Origin of the sequence: Edaphobacter flagellatus (assembly GCF_025264665.1) — a bacterium.
Classification (GTDB): Bacteria; Acidobacteriota; Terriglobia; order Terriglobales; family Acidobacteriaceae; genus Edaphobacter; species Edaphobacter flagellatus.
On record NZ_CP073697.1, the window covers coordinates 1,312,938 to 1,328,206 of the forward strand.

Annotated in this window: 15 protein-coding genes and 1 other RNA gene; 9 read left to right on the top strand and 7 right to left on the bottom strand. The window is 58.1% G+C overall.

The window, feature by feature from the left end; translation table 11 throughout:
* Positions 1–33: 33 nt before the first annotated feature.
* A complete protein-coding gene (locus KFE13_RS05465; RefSeq protein WP_260706156.1) occupies positions 34–243 on the bottom strand; it encodes a DUF3565 domain-containing protein in 210 nt (69 codons plus the stop codon).
* Positions 244–278: 35 nt separating this feature from the next.
* On the opposite strand from KFE13_RS05465, the gene KFE13_RS05470 reads away from it, so the two are divergent.
* Positions 279–1,139, top strand: coding sequence for a menaquinone biosynthesis protein (locus KFE13_RS05470; protein WP_260706157.1), 861 nt, complete (start codon positions 279–281; stop codon positions 1,137–1,139).
* 71 nt (positions 1,140–1,210) lie between these two features.
* On the top strand, positions 1,211–1,924 hold the full coding sequence (locus KFE13_RS05475; RefSeq protein ID WP_260706158.1) for a YqaA family protein: 714 nt from the start codon (positions 1,211–1,213) through the stop codon (positions 1,922–1,924).
* 3 nt (positions 1,925–1,927) lie between these two features.
* Here the strand turns inward: KFE13_RS05475 and KFE13_RS05480 are convergent, their stop codons facing one another.
* From KFE13_RS05480 to ffs, 4 genes are all read right to left on the bottom strand, one after another.
* Entirely contained in the window at positions 1,928–2,626 is a 699-nt protein-coding gene (locus tag KFE13_RS05480; RefSeq protein WP_260706159.1) for a DUF2306 domain-containing protein, read from the bottom strand.
* A gap of 9 nt (positions 2,627–2,635) precedes the next feature.
* Positions 2,636–3,223 (bottom strand): PadR family transcriptional regulator, encoded by a 588-nt coding sequence (locus KFE13_RS05485; RefSeq protein ID WP_260706160.1) that lies wholly within the window; start codon positions 3,221–3,223, stop codon positions 2,636–2,638.
* Positions 3,224–3,345: 122 nt separating this feature from the next.
* The gene (locus KFE13_RS05490) at positions 3,346–4,362 is read right to left on the bottom strand and encodes a beta-ketoacyl-ACP synthase III (RefSeq protein ID WP_260706161.1); all 1,017 of its coding nucleotides are present in this window, start codon (positions 4,360–4,362) and stop codon (positions 3,346–3,348) included.
* A gap of 208 nt (positions 4,363–4,570) precedes the next feature.
* Positions 4,571–4,668: signal recognition particle sRNA small type (ffs, locus tag KFE13_RS05495), an RNA gene on the bottom strand.
* Positions 4,669–4,736: 68 nt separating this feature from the next.
* Here ffs and KFE13_RS05500 point away from each other — a divergent pair.
* From KFE13_RS05500 to KFE13_RS05520, 5 genes are all read left to right on the top strand, one after another.
* Positions 4,737–5,957: a hypothetical protein gene (locus KFE13_RS05500; RefSeq protein ID WP_260706162.1), complete on the top strand. Its 1,221-nt coding sequence runs from the start codon at positions 4,737–4,739 to the stop codon at positions 5,955–5,957.
* The gene (locus KFE13_RS05505; protein WP_260706163.1) at positions 5,888–6,541 is read left to right on the top strand and encodes a MutS-related protein; all 654 of its coding nucleotides are present in this window, start codon (positions 5,888–5,890) and stop codon (positions 6,539–6,541) included. Before KFE13_RS05500 ends, KFE13_RS05505 begins: the two co-directional genes overlap by 70 nt.
* 56 nt (positions 6,542–6,597) lie before the next feature.
* Positions 6,598–7,629, top strand: coding sequence for a pectinesterase family protein (locus KFE13_RS05510; RefSeq protein ID WP_260706164.1), 1,032 nt, complete (start codon positions 6,598–6,600; stop codon positions 7,627–7,629).
* 87 nt (positions 7,630–7,716) lie between these two features.
* On the top strand, positions 7,717–9,171 hold the full coding sequence (locus tag KFE13_RS05515; protein ID WP_260706165.1) for a GH1 family beta-glucosidase: 1,455 nt from the start codon (positions 7,717–7,719) through the stop codon (positions 9,169–9,171).
* A 301-nt stretch (positions 9,172–9,472) separates the two neighbouring features.
* The gene (locus tag KFE13_RS05520; protein ID WP_260706166.1) at positions 9,473–10,030 is read left to right on the top strand and encodes a PEP-CTERM sorting domain-containing protein; all 558 of its coding nucleotides are present in this window, start codon (positions 9,473–9,475) and stop codon (positions 10,028–10,030) included.
* Positions 10,031–10,110: 80 nt separating this feature from the next.
* Here KFE13_RS05520 and argG read toward each other — a convergent pair whose 3' ends face one another.
* Positions 10,111–11,445: an argininosuccinate synthase gene (gene argG / locus KFE13_RS05525; protein ID WP_260706167.1), complete on the bottom strand. Its 1,335-nt coding sequence runs from the start codon at positions 11,443–11,445 to the stop codon at positions 10,111–10,113.
* A gap of 181 nt (positions 11,446–11,626) precedes the next feature.
* Here argG and KFE13_RS05530 point away from each other — a divergent pair, with 181 nt between their 5' ends.
* Positions 11,627–12,400: a hypothetical protein gene (locus KFE13_RS05530; protein WP_260706168.1), complete on the top strand. Its 774-nt coding sequence runs from the start codon at positions 11,627–11,629 to the stop codon at positions 12,398–12,400.
* A gap of 356 nt (positions 12,401–12,756) precedes the next feature.
* Entirely contained in the window at positions 12,757–14,355 is a 1,599-nt protein-coding gene (gene rimO / locus KFE13_RS05535; protein WP_260706169.1) for a 30S ribosomal protein S12 methylthiotransferase RimO, read from the top strand.
* Here the strand turns inward: rimO and KFE13_RS05540 are convergent, their stop codons facing one another.
* The gene (locus KFE13_RS05540) at positions 14,356–15,132 is read right to left on the bottom strand and encodes a response regulator (RefSeq protein WP_260706170.1); all 777 of its coding nucleotides are present in this window, start codon (positions 15,130–15,132) and stop codon (positions 14,356–14,358) included.
* Positions 15,133–15,269: the final 137 nt, after the last annotated feature.

Here is a 15,269-nt window from a genome sequence, read left to right on the forward strand (position 1 = left end):
CACCACTATCGCCGATCAGAGACAAAATATCCATCACGAATCCGCGTCTGCAGCAGCTTCTTCATCGCAACGCTTGCAATCAAGTTCCACGCCGAGACGCGAAGCACGCCCCTGCTCCGTCGTCACCCACTCACGCACCGTCCACGGAGGATCGTGGCGCACATGCTGGCCATGCCCACACGCCAGGCGGGCGACCCAGTGGTTCTGCTCGTCCTTTTCGAAGCCGATGATCGCCCGCTTCATCTTGCCCTCTTCCCGTCATCTTCTACACTAGATCTTTGCGCACCTTCTCACATCCCGTCCACGTTGCGGCGATCAACTTTTTGAATCCTGCGCCGCTTATGTGGGACTTCGAGCATCCTCCTCTGGCGGCGAAGCTCGCGGAACGCTATCAGCTTCACTACACCCTGCCCTCGCTTTGTGCCGATGAGCTGCTTGCGGGCCGCGCCGATCTTGGCCTTATCCCCATTGCATCGCTTACGCCTTCGCTGGCCATCGTGCCCGGTTGCACGATTGCATCGCTCGGCCATGTCCGCTCCATTCAGCTCATCGTGAAAGCCCCGCTCACACTGGAGCAGGTGCGCACCGTCGCAGCGGACAATGCCTCGCGAAGCTCACGTGCGTATGCCGAGATCCTCTTCCGCAGATTTCTCCGGACATCGCCCGCGTTCCTCACGCAACCTGCCGACCCGGTTACGATGCTTCGCAATGCCGATGCGGCACTGCTGATCGGCGATCCTGCGCTGCTGGCTCTTGAGTCGCGCAGCCAGATTGAGGCCGCTGTAGGGCCATGCCAGTGGTTTGACCTTGCCAACGAGTGGCGCACACGGACCGGCCTGCCCTGGGTGGCCGCCGTCTGGGCTGTTCGTCCAGAGTCGCTCGCGCAGAGTCACGTTACCGCTTCTACATTGATCGACGACCTCATCCGTTCCCGCGACCACGGACTTGCCCATACCGACGACCTGGTCGCCGAATGGGTACCGCGTATCGCGTTGCCGGCTGAGACGATTCACCACTACCTCACCGCCAACATTCACTACACGCTGACGCCGGAATGCATCCGCACCATTGAGGTCTTTCGTGAATATGCGGCTGGCGAGGGCATCCTTCCGTCTCTGCCCTCATTGCATTTTGTGTAAATTCAATACCCGCCTGCATTTTTCGTACCCCGCACCGCGACTTCATCGGCGTTTCGTGCGTCATAACCGGTATGATCTCGACCGTCACCTCACTGGGAGCCGATACCGCAGGTACCGCGATTGAGATTGTTGCTCCGCGCTATCCGCGCTCGCCGCTGCTGCACTTCCTCTTCAGCTTCGGACTCTTCGGGCTCTTCTTCGTCGCACTGGTCGACTCGTCGTTCGTGCCTCTGCCGATCCCAGGGCTCACCGACATCATGCTCATCCTGATGGCCGCGCGGCATACCAACCCCTTCCTGCTTGTTGCGATCGCATCGGTAGGGGGAGCCATCGGCGGTTTGGTCAGCTATCGCGTCGGCCGCTCCGGCGGTATGGCATTGCTGGAGCGCCGCGTTCCGCCACGCATCTTCAACCTTGTATGCGAGTGGATGGAGCGCCACGCCATCCTCTCCATTGCGCTTCCGGCGCTTCTGCCGCCGCCGGTTCCGCTCACGCCGTTTGTGCTGGCTGCAGGAGCATTGAAGCTGCCGCGGAAGAAGTTCCTTATCGCCTTCATCACCAGCAGGACGGCACGCTATGCCATCGATGTCCTCCTCGGCCTGCATTATGGGCGTCACATTTTGCGAGGGTGGAACCACCTTTCGGCCAAGTACTCTACACCGATCCTCGTCGTCCTCTGGACAGCGATCGGCTTAAGCTGTGGCTTCGCTGTGTGGAAGCTGTACAAGGCGTCGAAGAGTGTCTCACCACAGAGCTTCGTACCTCCCACCAAATCGGTGGTGTAAGCCCTACGCTACCGCAGGGCTTTTCGGACGCGGCGCGAATTTCCGTTTATAGTAAGCCGTCGTGATGATGATCGCAGGAATGCCGATCATCACTGGCCACAGCCATACATACCATTGGTTTCCCAGGACTCGCGATAGCGTCACCACGCTGAACGCCGACCACGCCGCAATGTAGCTGCCGATAAAGTTCCCCAGATGCGTGTACCACCAGAACATCTTCTCCTTCGGCTTGCGCACGAATGAGATTATCTGCTGAGCCGAGACACGCATTCCGATCAATCCAAAGACCACACCGACGATTGGAATCACCTCCATCGTGGCGGGCCGGAACCAGCTTAACCACGCCAGCAGCGTGCTCGTCGCAAAAGTAATCACCGCGGCGATCCAATCGATGGGCCCGGCACTACCGTCGCGGGCCAGATCCTTCAACCGCAATACGCGATAGCCTGAAAATGCGAAGTAGAAGCTGAAGACCGAGACGAGCGCCAGAAACCGCACCGGGAAGAAGAACGCCATAGGAACGGCGGTGAACGCAACGGCTCCCATCGACCACAGGTACACCATGCCCCAGCGTTTATGCTGCTTGCCTCCCTTGGCCGTCGCCAGGGCTATAGGAGCCAGCAGGAACGACATGGCTCCCGCTGCAATATGAATGGTCAGAAACAGCTTTACCCACAACGGATCATGCGCATGTGCCGACATTGTTTCCTCCTACACCTTCTTCGATTTCTTCCTGCTCTCCAGCTCGTCCAGTTTCTTCAACGTCTCCCTGCCCCATCGCACCAGTGCCTCGCTGCGATGTCTCCCAAAGCTCAATGTCATCAGCCAGTACGGCAGCTGCGGATCGTTGGCCTCCTCGCGCCGGAGCTGTTTTTCTATAGCCGCAAAATGTTTTAGCGTCGCCTGATGTGTCGCGATAAAGCTTTCGACATGCTGCCGGTTCACCTCGGCCGATACGTGGCTACCAAAGAAAAGCTTCAGCAGCAGCTCGCTGCGTGACGTCTCCACCTGCGTGATCGGTTCACGCAGCCATGCCTTCAGCCTCTCCTTGCCTGCCGGCGTCAACGAGAAGACATTTCTGTCGGGCTTCCCCTTCGTGCGCTCGGTCTTCTTCTCGACCAGCCCCGCGGCTGCCATCCGCTTAAGCGATGGGTAAATCTGTCCGTAACTCTCGCTCCAGAAGTGCCCGATCGACCGATCAATCAAGGCTCGCATGTCATAGCCCGACATAGGGCACAGAGTCAAAAGCCCCAGCAGCGCATTCGATGTCGTTCCCTGATCGGCCTTTTTCGTTTTCATGACTTAAAGATATATATCTTTTAGATATAAGAACGCAAATCACGACGAAGAAGTTCCAATAAAAATTTAGGGACAGGCCCTGAAGGCCTGTCCCTAAATCCTATCCATGCCCGCAATCTCCTTTAGAACTCCCAGCGCAGCAGCGTGGCACCCACGGTAAAACCAGCACCAACGCTGGCCAGCAACACCAGATCGCCCTTCTTCAGCCGCCCGTCGTCGATGGCCGTCTGCATCGCCAGCGGGATGGTTCCTGCGGTCGTATTGCCAAAGCGATCGATATTGATGACCACGCGATCCTCCGGCATCCCAAGCCGTTCTGCCGTCGAAAGAATGATGCGCTTGTTCGCCTGGTGGGGAATGAAGCAGCCCAGCTCGTTGCCCTCTACGCCATTGCGCTTGAGGATTATCTCCGAAGCCTCGGCCATCTTGCGTACGGCGAACTTGTAGACCGCCTGACCGTCCTGATGGACATAGTGCATCTTCTTCGCCACGGTCTCTTCCGTCGTTGGATTCAGGCTTCCTCCGCCCGGCATGTTCAGCGAGACGCCGCCGGAGCCATCGATCTCATGCCAGAAGTCGACCAGGCCGATCTCGCCCTCTGCGCACGGCTCCAGCAACACAGCACCCGCGCCGTCGCCAAAGATCACGCACGTCGCTCGATCCGTGTAGTCGATGATCGAGCTCATCACGTCGGCTCCAATCACCAACACCTTCTTATGCACACCGCTCTCCACCAACTTCGCGCCCACCTGCAACGCATACGGAAAGCCTGAGCAAGCCGCCGAGAGGTCGAATCCCCACGCACCGGGAACGCCCAGCTTGTTCTGCACCAGGCAGGCCGTCGCCGGAAACATCATGTCGGGCGTGACGGTGGCGACGATGATGACCTCCACCTCGGTTGCCGGAATGCCGCGCTGCTCCAGGCAGCGCTTCGCCGCCGCAACGGCCAGATCGCTGGTGGCTACGCCCTTATCGACAAGGTGACGCTCGCGAATTCCCGTCCGCTCCACGATCCACTGATCGTTCGTCTCCACCATCTTTTCCAGATCGGCGTTCGTTAACAGACGCGGAGGAACATAGGTTCCAACCGAAGAAATCTTTGCCCGCACCTGTGTCCGCGGCTTCAATGTAAGACTCAAACGCTCACCTCAACCTAATGCTTCGCACGAAAATGAATAGCCATTCACAACGCCAACCATTCTTACCGAGAATAACAACTCTGTCACGTTCCCGGCACACAGCTCTGCCATGCAGCATGCGCCGCACCTTGTCATTCTCAATCATCTTGTCCGGTGGAGAGTGGTGGGAGGAACCCGCGATGGCACATAAAGGACGCCAAAATTAAAAATGTACCGGGCGACCCACTGCGCCCGTAATGACCCGTTACCGTTGCTTCCTTCCGGACCTGGCGGGGTTGGCGGGATTACGTCGCGTAGGACCCGGCACACGATCTAGTCTACCATCCTCGCGCCCTTCGACGCATCCACAGCCTGCTACCCTTGACAGTGCATCTATGCTGGCGCCTGCGGAGAACGAAGCAGTCCAAACCTACTACCGTGAGCGCCTCGCCGCACTTGAGGTGGAACAACAGCACGTCATTACGGGCCGTCAGCAGCATCGCATCTTTCTCGTTGGCTGCGCCGCGCTCTTTCTCTTCCTGGGCCTCGGCTCGCATTCCACCTCGCCATGGATTGTCTCCATTCCGGCCGTTGCCTTCGCGGTCTCTCTTCCTGCGTACATCGGCCGGCAGAATGAGCTGCTTCGTATCCACCGTTTGCAGGTTTTCTACGACATCGGCATTGCGCGCGTCGATGGAACCAATCCTCAATCGGGTCATACCGGCGAGGAGTTCCATTCGCCAGCGCATCTCTACGATCACGATCTTAACGTTCTGGGCTCTAGTTCTCTCTTCGGCCTGCTCGCCACTACCCGCACCGGCATAGGCCGCCGCGGGTTAGCTCATCTTCTTCTCGACCCCATCACTCCCACTGAAGTTCTGGAACGCCAGCAATGTGTGCAGGAGCTGGCGCCGCTCCCCGCGCTTCGCGAGCAACTCGCGCTTCTCGGTCCGTCTCGCTTTCAGGACGCTCCCGCCTCCGCGTTCGATTCCTGGCTCGCCTCCCCACCACCGCGCTTTAATCCAGCCATCACTCCCGCGCTCGTTCTTATCTCCATCGCTGTCCTCTCACTCCTTTTCTGCGGGATCTTTCACTTTCTTTCCTGGCCCAGTATCTTTCCGGTGCTTGCAGCGTGTTTCGCTCTTCAGGGACTTATCTTCCTCTCAGTAAGAAGCAAAGTTCTACCTATCCTCAACGCCTCCCGCGTCTCCTCGCAGATGCAGCTCTTCCATGACGGCGTCGATCTCTTCCTGAAGCAGCAATTCAATACGACACACCTGCAACACCTGCAGCAGATTCTTCGCGAGCCCATGCCTGCCCTGCCTGCACTTCGCCGCATTCAGAGCCAGTTTGTCATCGTCGAGCAACTCAAGAAGGAATACGCTGTTGTCCTTTCCATCCTGTTCTCGACCGGCACGCACGCCGCCATCAACATCGCGAACTGGAAGCCACTTATGCCGCTGCCATGCCGCAGTGGTTGCAAGCCTGGGCGAGCTTCGAGGCTCTCTGCGCCATCGCCAACTATGCCTTCGAGCATCCTCGAGATGTGTACCCCACATTTTCTCCACTCGACAAGCCCGCCGTCTTTTACGCCTCGGCGCTCGGCCATCCGCTGATCTCTGTCGCCACCTGCGTTCGCAACGACATTGCACTCGATACCTCCACACGCTTCTATCTCATCAGTGGCTCTAACATGGCCGGCAAATCAACCCTGCTGCGTTCTATCGGACTCAATGCCGTGCTCGCCTACGCTGGTGCTCCCGTCCGCGCCAGCTCGCTGCACCTCACCTTCTTCACCATCGGTGCCTCGCTCGCACTCACCGACTCCCTTGCCGATGGGAAATCCAAGTTCCTTGCTGAGGTTGAGCGCCTCAGCGCCATCCTCACAGCCAGCAAACAATCCCCTACGCTCTTTCTTATCGACGAGCTCTTCAGCGGAACCAACTCGCACGACCGGGCCATTGCCGCCGGTGCCGTTCTTCGCGATCTCCTGCACAATCACGCCATTGGAGCACTCTCCACCCACGACCTTGCGCTCACCGGCCTGGCTACTCCTCAGACGCACGGCATCAATGTGCACATGGCCAGCCCCGAACCCAACGATCCTCTCGCCTTCGACTTTCTTCTCAAACCCGGCGTCAATCCCACCTCCAATGCTCTTGCCATCGTTCGCATGATGGGCATCGATCCGGATTCGTAAAAACCGTTAGCAGCCCACGGCCAGAGGTTTGTCGCTGCCGTGGTACTCTTGCTGCCATGAAAGTGGTCCTGCCAATTTTCCTAGCAGCCTCCATAATTGCTTACGCGCAGGACATCCACGTTCGCGTCGATCCCGCAGCGCCACACGCCGATCCCGGCAACGAAAATCGCACCGTTTTTCCTACGATCCAGAATGCGCTGGACCATCACCCCTGGCCCGCCGCTGGATCGCTCGGAAAAGATGGCAGCCCCGCACGCGTCTATATCGAGATCGAGCCCGGCATCTATCACGAGCGCGTGATCGTCACGCAGAACCATCCCAACATCACTCTCATCGGCAAAGGCAAATCTCCTGAAGATGTCGTCATCACGAACTCGCTGAACGCCAGGCAGGCAGGCGGGACCTTCTTTACCCAGACCGTTGAGGTAAACGGGGATGGCTTCGAAGCCGACAACCTCACCTTCGAGAACTCCGCCGGAAACACCGGCCAGGCCGTCGCGATTGCCGTCCGCTCCGACCGCGCCATCTTCAAGCATTGCCGCTTCCTCGGCCATCAGGACACGCTTTTCGCCGATTACGGCCGTCAGTACTACATCGATTCCTACATCGAGGGCGGCGTGGACTTCATCTTCGGCAACGCCGCCGCTGTCTTCGATCGTTCCGAGCTGCACGCCAACGGCCCCGGCTACCTTACCGCACAGTCGCGCACCTCCGCCGATCAGTCCACGGGTTACGTCATCATCAACAGCAACGTCACCAGCAGCATCGATCACACCGGCGGCAATGCTGCACGAACCACCACAGCCCTCGGCCGTCCGTGGCGTCCCTACTCGCGGGTCGTCTCTATCCATACCGAGCTCCCTGCCGACCTGGACCCCGCTGGCTGGAATAATTGGAACAATCCCGCAAACGAAAAGACTGCCTACTATGCCGAATTCGGCAACAAAGGCCCCGGCGCCAACGTTCTCCATCGCGTGCCGTGGTCGCATCCGCTCACCGCCGAGCAGGCTAACCAGTTTCTGCCGCAGAACTTTCTCCGTGGCAAGGACCATTGGGACCCGATTCAAGAGGCAGCCAGACTTCCTTAACTCATTTTTGTTCGCCAAAATTCATTGGCACCTACAGCCAGAAGCAGCTACACTTCCCTGACAACAAAAGGAAGGCAGGAAAAACCTTTGAACAATCGTTTGTCTCGACGAACATTCGCCAAACTTTTCGGCTCCGCGGCACTTGCTCCAACTGTTCTTCCCGCCTTCGCGGCACCGTCCGGCGCAGGCTCCGCGCCGACACCGCATCCTTTTCCTAAAGGCTTTCTGTGGGGATCGGCTACGGCCTCGTATCAGGTCGAAGGCGCTGTCAACGAAGACGGACGCGGCCCATCCATCTGGGACACCTTCTCGCACACGCCCGGTAAGACCAACAACGGCGACACAGGCGACGTTGCCAACGACCACTACCATCGCTACAAGAGCGACATCCAGCTCATGAAAGCGCTTGGCCTCCAGACCTACCGCTTCTCCGTCGCGTGGCCACGCATCTTCCCAACCGGAACGGGCACTCCTAACCCAAAGGGCCTCGATTTCTATAACCGCCTCGTCGACGAGTTGCTCGCCAACAACATTCAGCCCTACTGCACGCTCTTCCACTGGGACCTCCCGCAGGCGCTCGAAGACAAAGGCGGCTGGCAGTCGCGCGATACCTCCGAAGCCTTCGCCAACTATGCGGGCTACGTCGCCGGACATCTCTCTGACCGCGTCAAGCACTTCATGACGCTCAATGAGATGAGTTCCTTCGTCGACATCGGCTACCGCGAAGGGCGCCATGCTCCGGGACTCCGCCTCACGCCCGACAAGGTCAACCAGGTGCGCCACCACGCCGTGCTTGCCCACGGACTCGGCGTGCAGGCCATCCGCGCCCACGCCAGGCCCGGCACCAAGATCGGATTCGCCGAAAACTCGCAGGCCTGTGCTCCCGTCATCGAGAACGCCGAACACATCGCCGCCGCCCGCAAAGCCATGCGCGAAGAAAACGCCGGCTACCTCACCGTTGTGCTCGAAGGCAAATATACCGACGCCTATCTCGAACACCACGGCGCGAACGCCCCCAGATTCACCGCCGCCGACATGAAGGCCATCGGCTCGCCCATCGATTTCGTCGGCTTCAACAACTACACCGCCACCTGGGTGCGCGCCGATGCCAACCCGCGAGGCTACGCCGTCGTTCCCGACCCAGCCTCGTACCCGCACATGATGAGTTCCTGGCTGCATGTCGGCCCACAGGGCCTCTACTGGGGCCCGAAGTTCATCTCGGAGATCTGGGGAGTGAAGGAGATCTACATCACCGAGAACGGAGCCTCGTCTACCGACATCCTCACCCCCGATGGACACGTCTACGACTCCGACCGCGTGATGTACCTGCGCAACTACCTCACACAGCTGCAGCGCGGCGTCTCCGAAGGCGTCCCCGTCAAGGGCTACTTCTGCTGGTCGTTCATGGATAACTTCGAGTGGGCCGATGGCTACGACTACCGCTTCGGTCTTCATTATGTCGACTTCAAGACTCAAAAGCGCACGCCGAAACTAAGCGCTCACTTCTACAAAGAAGTCATCACGCGCAACGGACTGGCATAAGCTTCCATCGTTGTTCTGCATTGCAGAAAAGAGCGCTATGTCGCATGGCATAGCGCTCTTTTGCGAATGGCCATCACCAGTCAAGGGCGATAATCGCACCAAATTTAGCCTCCTTTTCGGGCCTCACGGCACTGCGAGGAATCACTTATTTCATTCATAAAAAGAGAGAACTCATTTCAGTGCAACACTTTGCATAATCCCGGAAAATGCTTTCAGACTAGGCACTTGCGCGATGCGGCTCTATTGTAAGGCTGGGTTTTCAAAGCAGAGCTTTTCCAGTTCATTTGCAGGAGAAACAACCTTGCGCAAACTTCTTCTTTCTCTCGGAGTCATTCTGGCGTTCGCCATCGTACCGGCGCTCCATGCAACTCCAATTACGGGCCAGTTCACGATCGTCGGCCCTGCCGTTCAGGACACAGGCTCTGAGCTGATCTTCGCCACGAAAGACCTTCATATCGGCGATCAGAGCGCATTGACCGGTTCGTTTCCATCGCTGCTGTATGGCGGTTTGTACGGCTATGTGACGCCGACGACGATCGACTACGCAAGCTATGTCCCCGACAGCGCCGTATTCACCTTCAGCAGTGGAGCGACACAGTTCACCTTCACGCTCGCTTCTCTTACTCCGGATTGGTTCGGCATACCCGGCTATTTTGTGGGCACAGGTACGATTGCATCGCTGAAGCCAGGCTTTGATCCAACACCGGGCTGGCTCTCCTTCAGCACGGACCCGGACGGCACAGTCAACTTCTCGGCCACAGGCTCTACCGTTGCGCCAACGCCTGAGCCCTCCACGCTGCTACTGCTCGGCACCGGCCTGGTGGGAGCTGTCGGAGCGCTACGCCGCAGACTCGCCTGAGCCTGTCCCAAAAACTCATCTTGCGGATGCAAAAGCGGCCTCTCCTGAGAGAGGCCGCTTTATGTGTAATCATGCCGGACTTATTCTTTGCCGTCCTTCAGCTTCGGCATCTCCGCTCCACTCGACAGCGTCATCAACCCAGCCTTCGCATACGTCAGCAGTTTCTCCCGCGTGTCGGTGATATCGAGGTTCCGCATCGTCAGCTGGCCGATGCGATCCCGCGGCGAGAAGGTCGACTCGCCCTTCTCCATCGTCAGCCGCTCCGGCTTGAACGTCAGGTTCGGCGACTCCGTATTCAAAATCGAATAATCGTTCCCGCGCCGCAACTCCAGCGTTACCTCGCCTGTCACTGCCTTCGCCACCCAGCGCTGCGCGCTCTCACGCAGCATGATCGCCTGTGGATCGAACCAACGCCCCTGGTAGAGCAACCGGCCGAGCTTGCGACCGTTCTCGCGATACTGCTCGATCGTGTCCTCATTGTGGATGCCCGTGATCAAACGCTCATACGCGATATACAACAGTGCCAGCCCAGGCGACTCGTAGATGCCGCGGCTCTTTGCCTCGATGATGCGATTCTCAATCTGGTCGCTCATGCCCAGGCCGTGACGTCCGCCAATGCGGTTGGCCTCGTACATCATCTCTACGTGGTCTGGATACTCGACGCCATTCAGCGCAACCGGCATGCCTTCGACAAACCTCACCGTCACCTGCTCGCGCTTCACGTCGACATCGTCGCGCCAGAACGCTACACCCATAATCGGCACCACGATCTTCATGCTCGAGCTCAAAAATTCCAGGTCCTTCGCCTCATGCGTCGCACCCAGCAGATTCGAGTCCGTCGAATATGCCTTCTCCGTCGACATCTTGTACTCGAAGCCGGACTTCACCATGAACTCCGACATCTCCTTGCGCCCACCCAGCTCGTCGATAAACACCGGATCCAGCCACGGCTTATAAATCTTCAAATCCGGATTCACCAGCAGGCCATAGCGATAGAACCGCTCAATATCGTTGCCCTTATAGGTCGAGCCGTCGCCCCAGATGCTGACGTCGTCTTCCTTCATCGCCGACACCAGCATCGTGCCCGTGACCGCACGGCCGATAGGAGTCGTATTGAAGTACGTCACACCCGCCGTCGTAATGTGGAACGCGCCCGACTGCAGCGCGGCCAGCCCCTCAGCCACCAGCTGCGGACGGCAGTCGATCAACCGCGCCTTCTCCGCGCCATATTCCAGCGCCTTGCGTGGAATCGCCTCGTAGTCCGCTTCGTCCGGCTGCCCCAGGTTCGCCGTATAGGCATAGGGCAATGCCCCCTTCAGCTTCATCCAGTGCAGCGCAGCGCTTGTATCCAGACCACCGGAGAATGCAATTCCAACCTTCTGCCCAACAGGGAGCGATTCGAGAATATTCGACACGTATCAGCCTTCAAACACAGAGATTTTCGGAGTTATCCGAGTTTCAGTATCCTTGCCCGTCAACAGCAGAGTCAAACCCGCCGCCGTAATAAACTCCGGCAGCGTGTGCCTCCGAATAATTAGTATCCGGCTAACATTATTTTTGCGTTACGCTGTCCCTCAGCCGTGCCACGAGGTTCCGATGCGTTCTTTGCCGTCGTCTCTCGCTGCAATCTCTCTGCTTAGCCTCTTCGCCTCTACGTCGGTCTCCGCTCAGACTCCAGCGCCACCACCTCCAGCGCAGGCGCGAGTCTACCCGGGCGTTCAGACCTATATCCCCGGCATCTTTGTCACGCCGGTGCCCAACGCTCCCTTTACGGCCAAGGTCGATATCATCTCGCACGAGCTTCTCCCCGACGGCACCGTTAATATCCGTACAACGATCAACCACATCGCCCGCTCTTCTTCTGGCCGCATCTACAACGAGCGGCGCCAGCTTGTCCCCGCCAGCTTCAAGGGCGAGCCCCGCATCCTCGAAACCCACATCTACGATCCCAATGACCGCTCCAACATCTTCTGCAATCCCTACACCCACATTGCCCGCGAAGCTACGCTCCGCCAGCCGCCGCAGGCTCCGCCGAATGCCGTGCCTCGCCCTGCTCTAGCCAATCCTTACTTGAAAGAGGAGCAGATCGGCACCCAACCTCTCGCCGGCCTCACCCTCACCGGCATCCGCCGCACCCGGACAATCCCTGCACAGGTCAGCACAACCGGCAAAGACGTCATCATCACCGATGAATACTGGTACTCTCCCGACCTCTCCATCTACATGATCATCAAGCACAACGATCCCCGCACCGGCGAACAGATCGTAGCCGTCAGCGAGGTCGACCGCCATGAACCCTCTGCAAGCCTTCTGGCCGTTCCTCAGGGTTATAAGATCGTCGACGAAAACCCACCTGAAGCAACGCAGTGAAGCTTCGCGCACAAAACCCTGTCAAGCTCTCCGAGAATGCAAATCAGCTCGCATATCACGCCAACTGACAGAATCGAAATAACTTGCCGCATCCATAGAGATGCGTCTCGAAGTGCCGATTCATTCCACTCCATTCGCTACAATAGAAGGAGTAGAGAAACAGTCCGGACACTGTGTCCGGACTGTTTCTTTTGCAGAATGAATACTTTGCAAACCTCCTCGCAGCGTTTTCAGGACTTCAGCTATGCCGCCGCCGGGGGTGCGCCTATAAGCCAATATTTATGAATACTTTGCGCAAATTCGAACGGAGTGGGGCGCGCAGCAGATACATCGAAAAACTGGTAAACTAGGAGGCTGTGACTCCCCCTGTCCAAACCGAAGCCACAGGTGTGTCCGAAGCCCCGTCTGGCTCTGCAAAGCCCAAAATCGGCTTCGTCTCCTTGGGGTGCCCCAAAAACCTCGTCGACTCCGAGGTCATGATGGGCCTGCTTCACTCCGCCGGAGGCCAACTCACCCCAGCAGCCGAAGACGCCGAGATCATCGTGGTCAACACCTGCAGCTTCATCGACTCGGCGAAACAAGAGTCCGTCAACACCATCCTCGAGATGGCCCAGCACAAGCAGGCCAACGGTGGCCGCGCTCGCAAGCTGATCGTTGCCGGCTGCCTCGTCGAGCGTTACCGTGACGAGATACAAAAAAATATCCCCGAGGTTGATGCCGTCGTCGGAACCGGCGAGCTCGAAGCAATCCTCGCCGCCGCAGGGCTCGCACCCAAGCCGACGCAGCCGCAGGATTCGCCCTTCAACATCCTGCCGCAGGGACTGGTCAGCCGCGCTCACAGCGCCGTGCAGCAACATTCGCGGCCAGAAGAAGACTCAACGCAGGTCAGGATCGAGCACCACGAGATCGCATCACGCCCCGAAGGCGATCTCCGCGAGCAGCAGGGCCGCTTCTCCCGCGCCTCTTGGGACGGAGCCACCGCAGCACTGCCCGAGTATCTCTACTCCGACGAGACGCCGCGCATCCTCGCCACGCCACGCGCGTCGGCTTATATCAAGATCGCCGAAGGCTGCGACCACCCCTGCAGCTTCTGCATCATCCCGCAGCTCCGCGGAAAGTTCCGCTCGCGGCGCATGTCGTCGATCGTGTCTGAGGCGGAAAAGCTCATCGCGCAGGGCGTCCGCGAGATTACCCTCATCGGCCAGGACACCACCTGCTACGGCGAAGACCTCGGCCTCACCGACGGCCTCGCCCAGCTGCTCGAAGCGCTCGCCGCGCTGCCCGGCCTCAAGTGGCTCCGCTTCCTCTACACCTACCCCAACAAGGTGACGACGCGACTGCTTGAAACGATGGCGAAGCACGACAACATCGCCAAGTACCTCGACGTACCTCTGCAGCACGCCAGCGCCAGCGTCCTCAAGCGCATGAAGCGCGGCGGCAACGCCAAAATCTTCCTCGACCTCATCGAGAAGGCCCGCCGCATCGTTCCTGGCATCGTCATCCGCACCAGCTTCATCGTCGGCTTCCCGGGCGAGACCGAAAACGACTACAAAGAGCTCGAAGCCTTCATCAAGGCAGCGAAGATCGACTGGCTCGGAGTCTTCACCTACTCCGACGAAGAGGGCGCTAAAGCCTTCGAGCTCGACGCCGCGCTCAAGGTCCCCGAGCGCACCATTCAGGCCCGCCGCCGCAAGCTGATGAAGCTCCAGCAAAAGATCAGCGCAAGGGCAAAGGCAGAATGGGTAGGCCGCGAGGTCGACCTCCTCGTCGAAGGCGAGTCCGAAGAGACCGAACTCCTTTGGGAAGGCCGCACCATCCAGCACGCCCCCGAGATCGACGGCAAGGTCTTCATCAACGACTTCGGCCCACACGAAGAACTCGTCCCCGGCACCTTCTACCGCGCCGAGATCACCGAGTCCCACGACTACGACGTAGTCGTGAGAATCATCGAATAACTAATTTGCGCCCAAAATCGCTCGAGTAACACTTTGGAAAAGCTCTTGAGGATTGTTCGTGCAGCCTTGGCCCCCATGCTCAGCGGTCTCTCGCTTGTGCTGGGGAGCGTTGGAACTTGCATAAAAGAAAAATGGCGTTTGATCTCCACCAGAACGAACAGCATCCAGTAAAACGTAGCCTTCTCTTGGTCCTTCGCGTCGACCCATGTCAGAAATTATCGCTGCGAATTTCCGAGTAGAAAGTATGCGTAATGCTTCGTTGGTCGATTCAGCCAAAGTAAACGTTATTCCGACTGACTCAAATGCACTTCTCTCATGAATATTGTTGTCGGGCCGATCATCCACCCACAAAACCTGCCTGCGCCACCCATCTGGCGCAGGAGAAGTCGCCGTTGGCTTGGCATGCTGAACCATCTCTACTAAGTGTTCAACTTCAAGAGATGTCGTTGGAGGTTGACTTTTCGCGGAAGCAAGCGTCAACGAAGCAACCGCTGACATTTGCATCTTCATATAGTTTTCTTCATTTTTAAAGTCTTCGGGCGCAAATAGCTTCCCACTATGCTTGCTCACTAACCAACAAAAAACACTCAATACCAAAACCGGAAAGCCAACAAGAAAATAGATCAGAGGGGTCTTTTGTTCAGCTGTAAAGGAACTACTAAAGGCGGTTACGAGACAAGCAAACCCGTATACAAGCACTATAAACAGCGCAATGATCCCTAGTGGATTACGCGCAAGGCCTTTGGCTGTTTCTCCAAAATCTTTGGTATCACTCAAGGCACCGTCCTCAGTTGAACTAATAGGAAACTTGGGTAAGGATAAGGGGACTACTACCTTGCGTACAAGCTCAAATGAGCATTCGCTGTTGCGTGAATCCACGGAATCCCTCTTGCATCCTATTTGGTAACACAGGA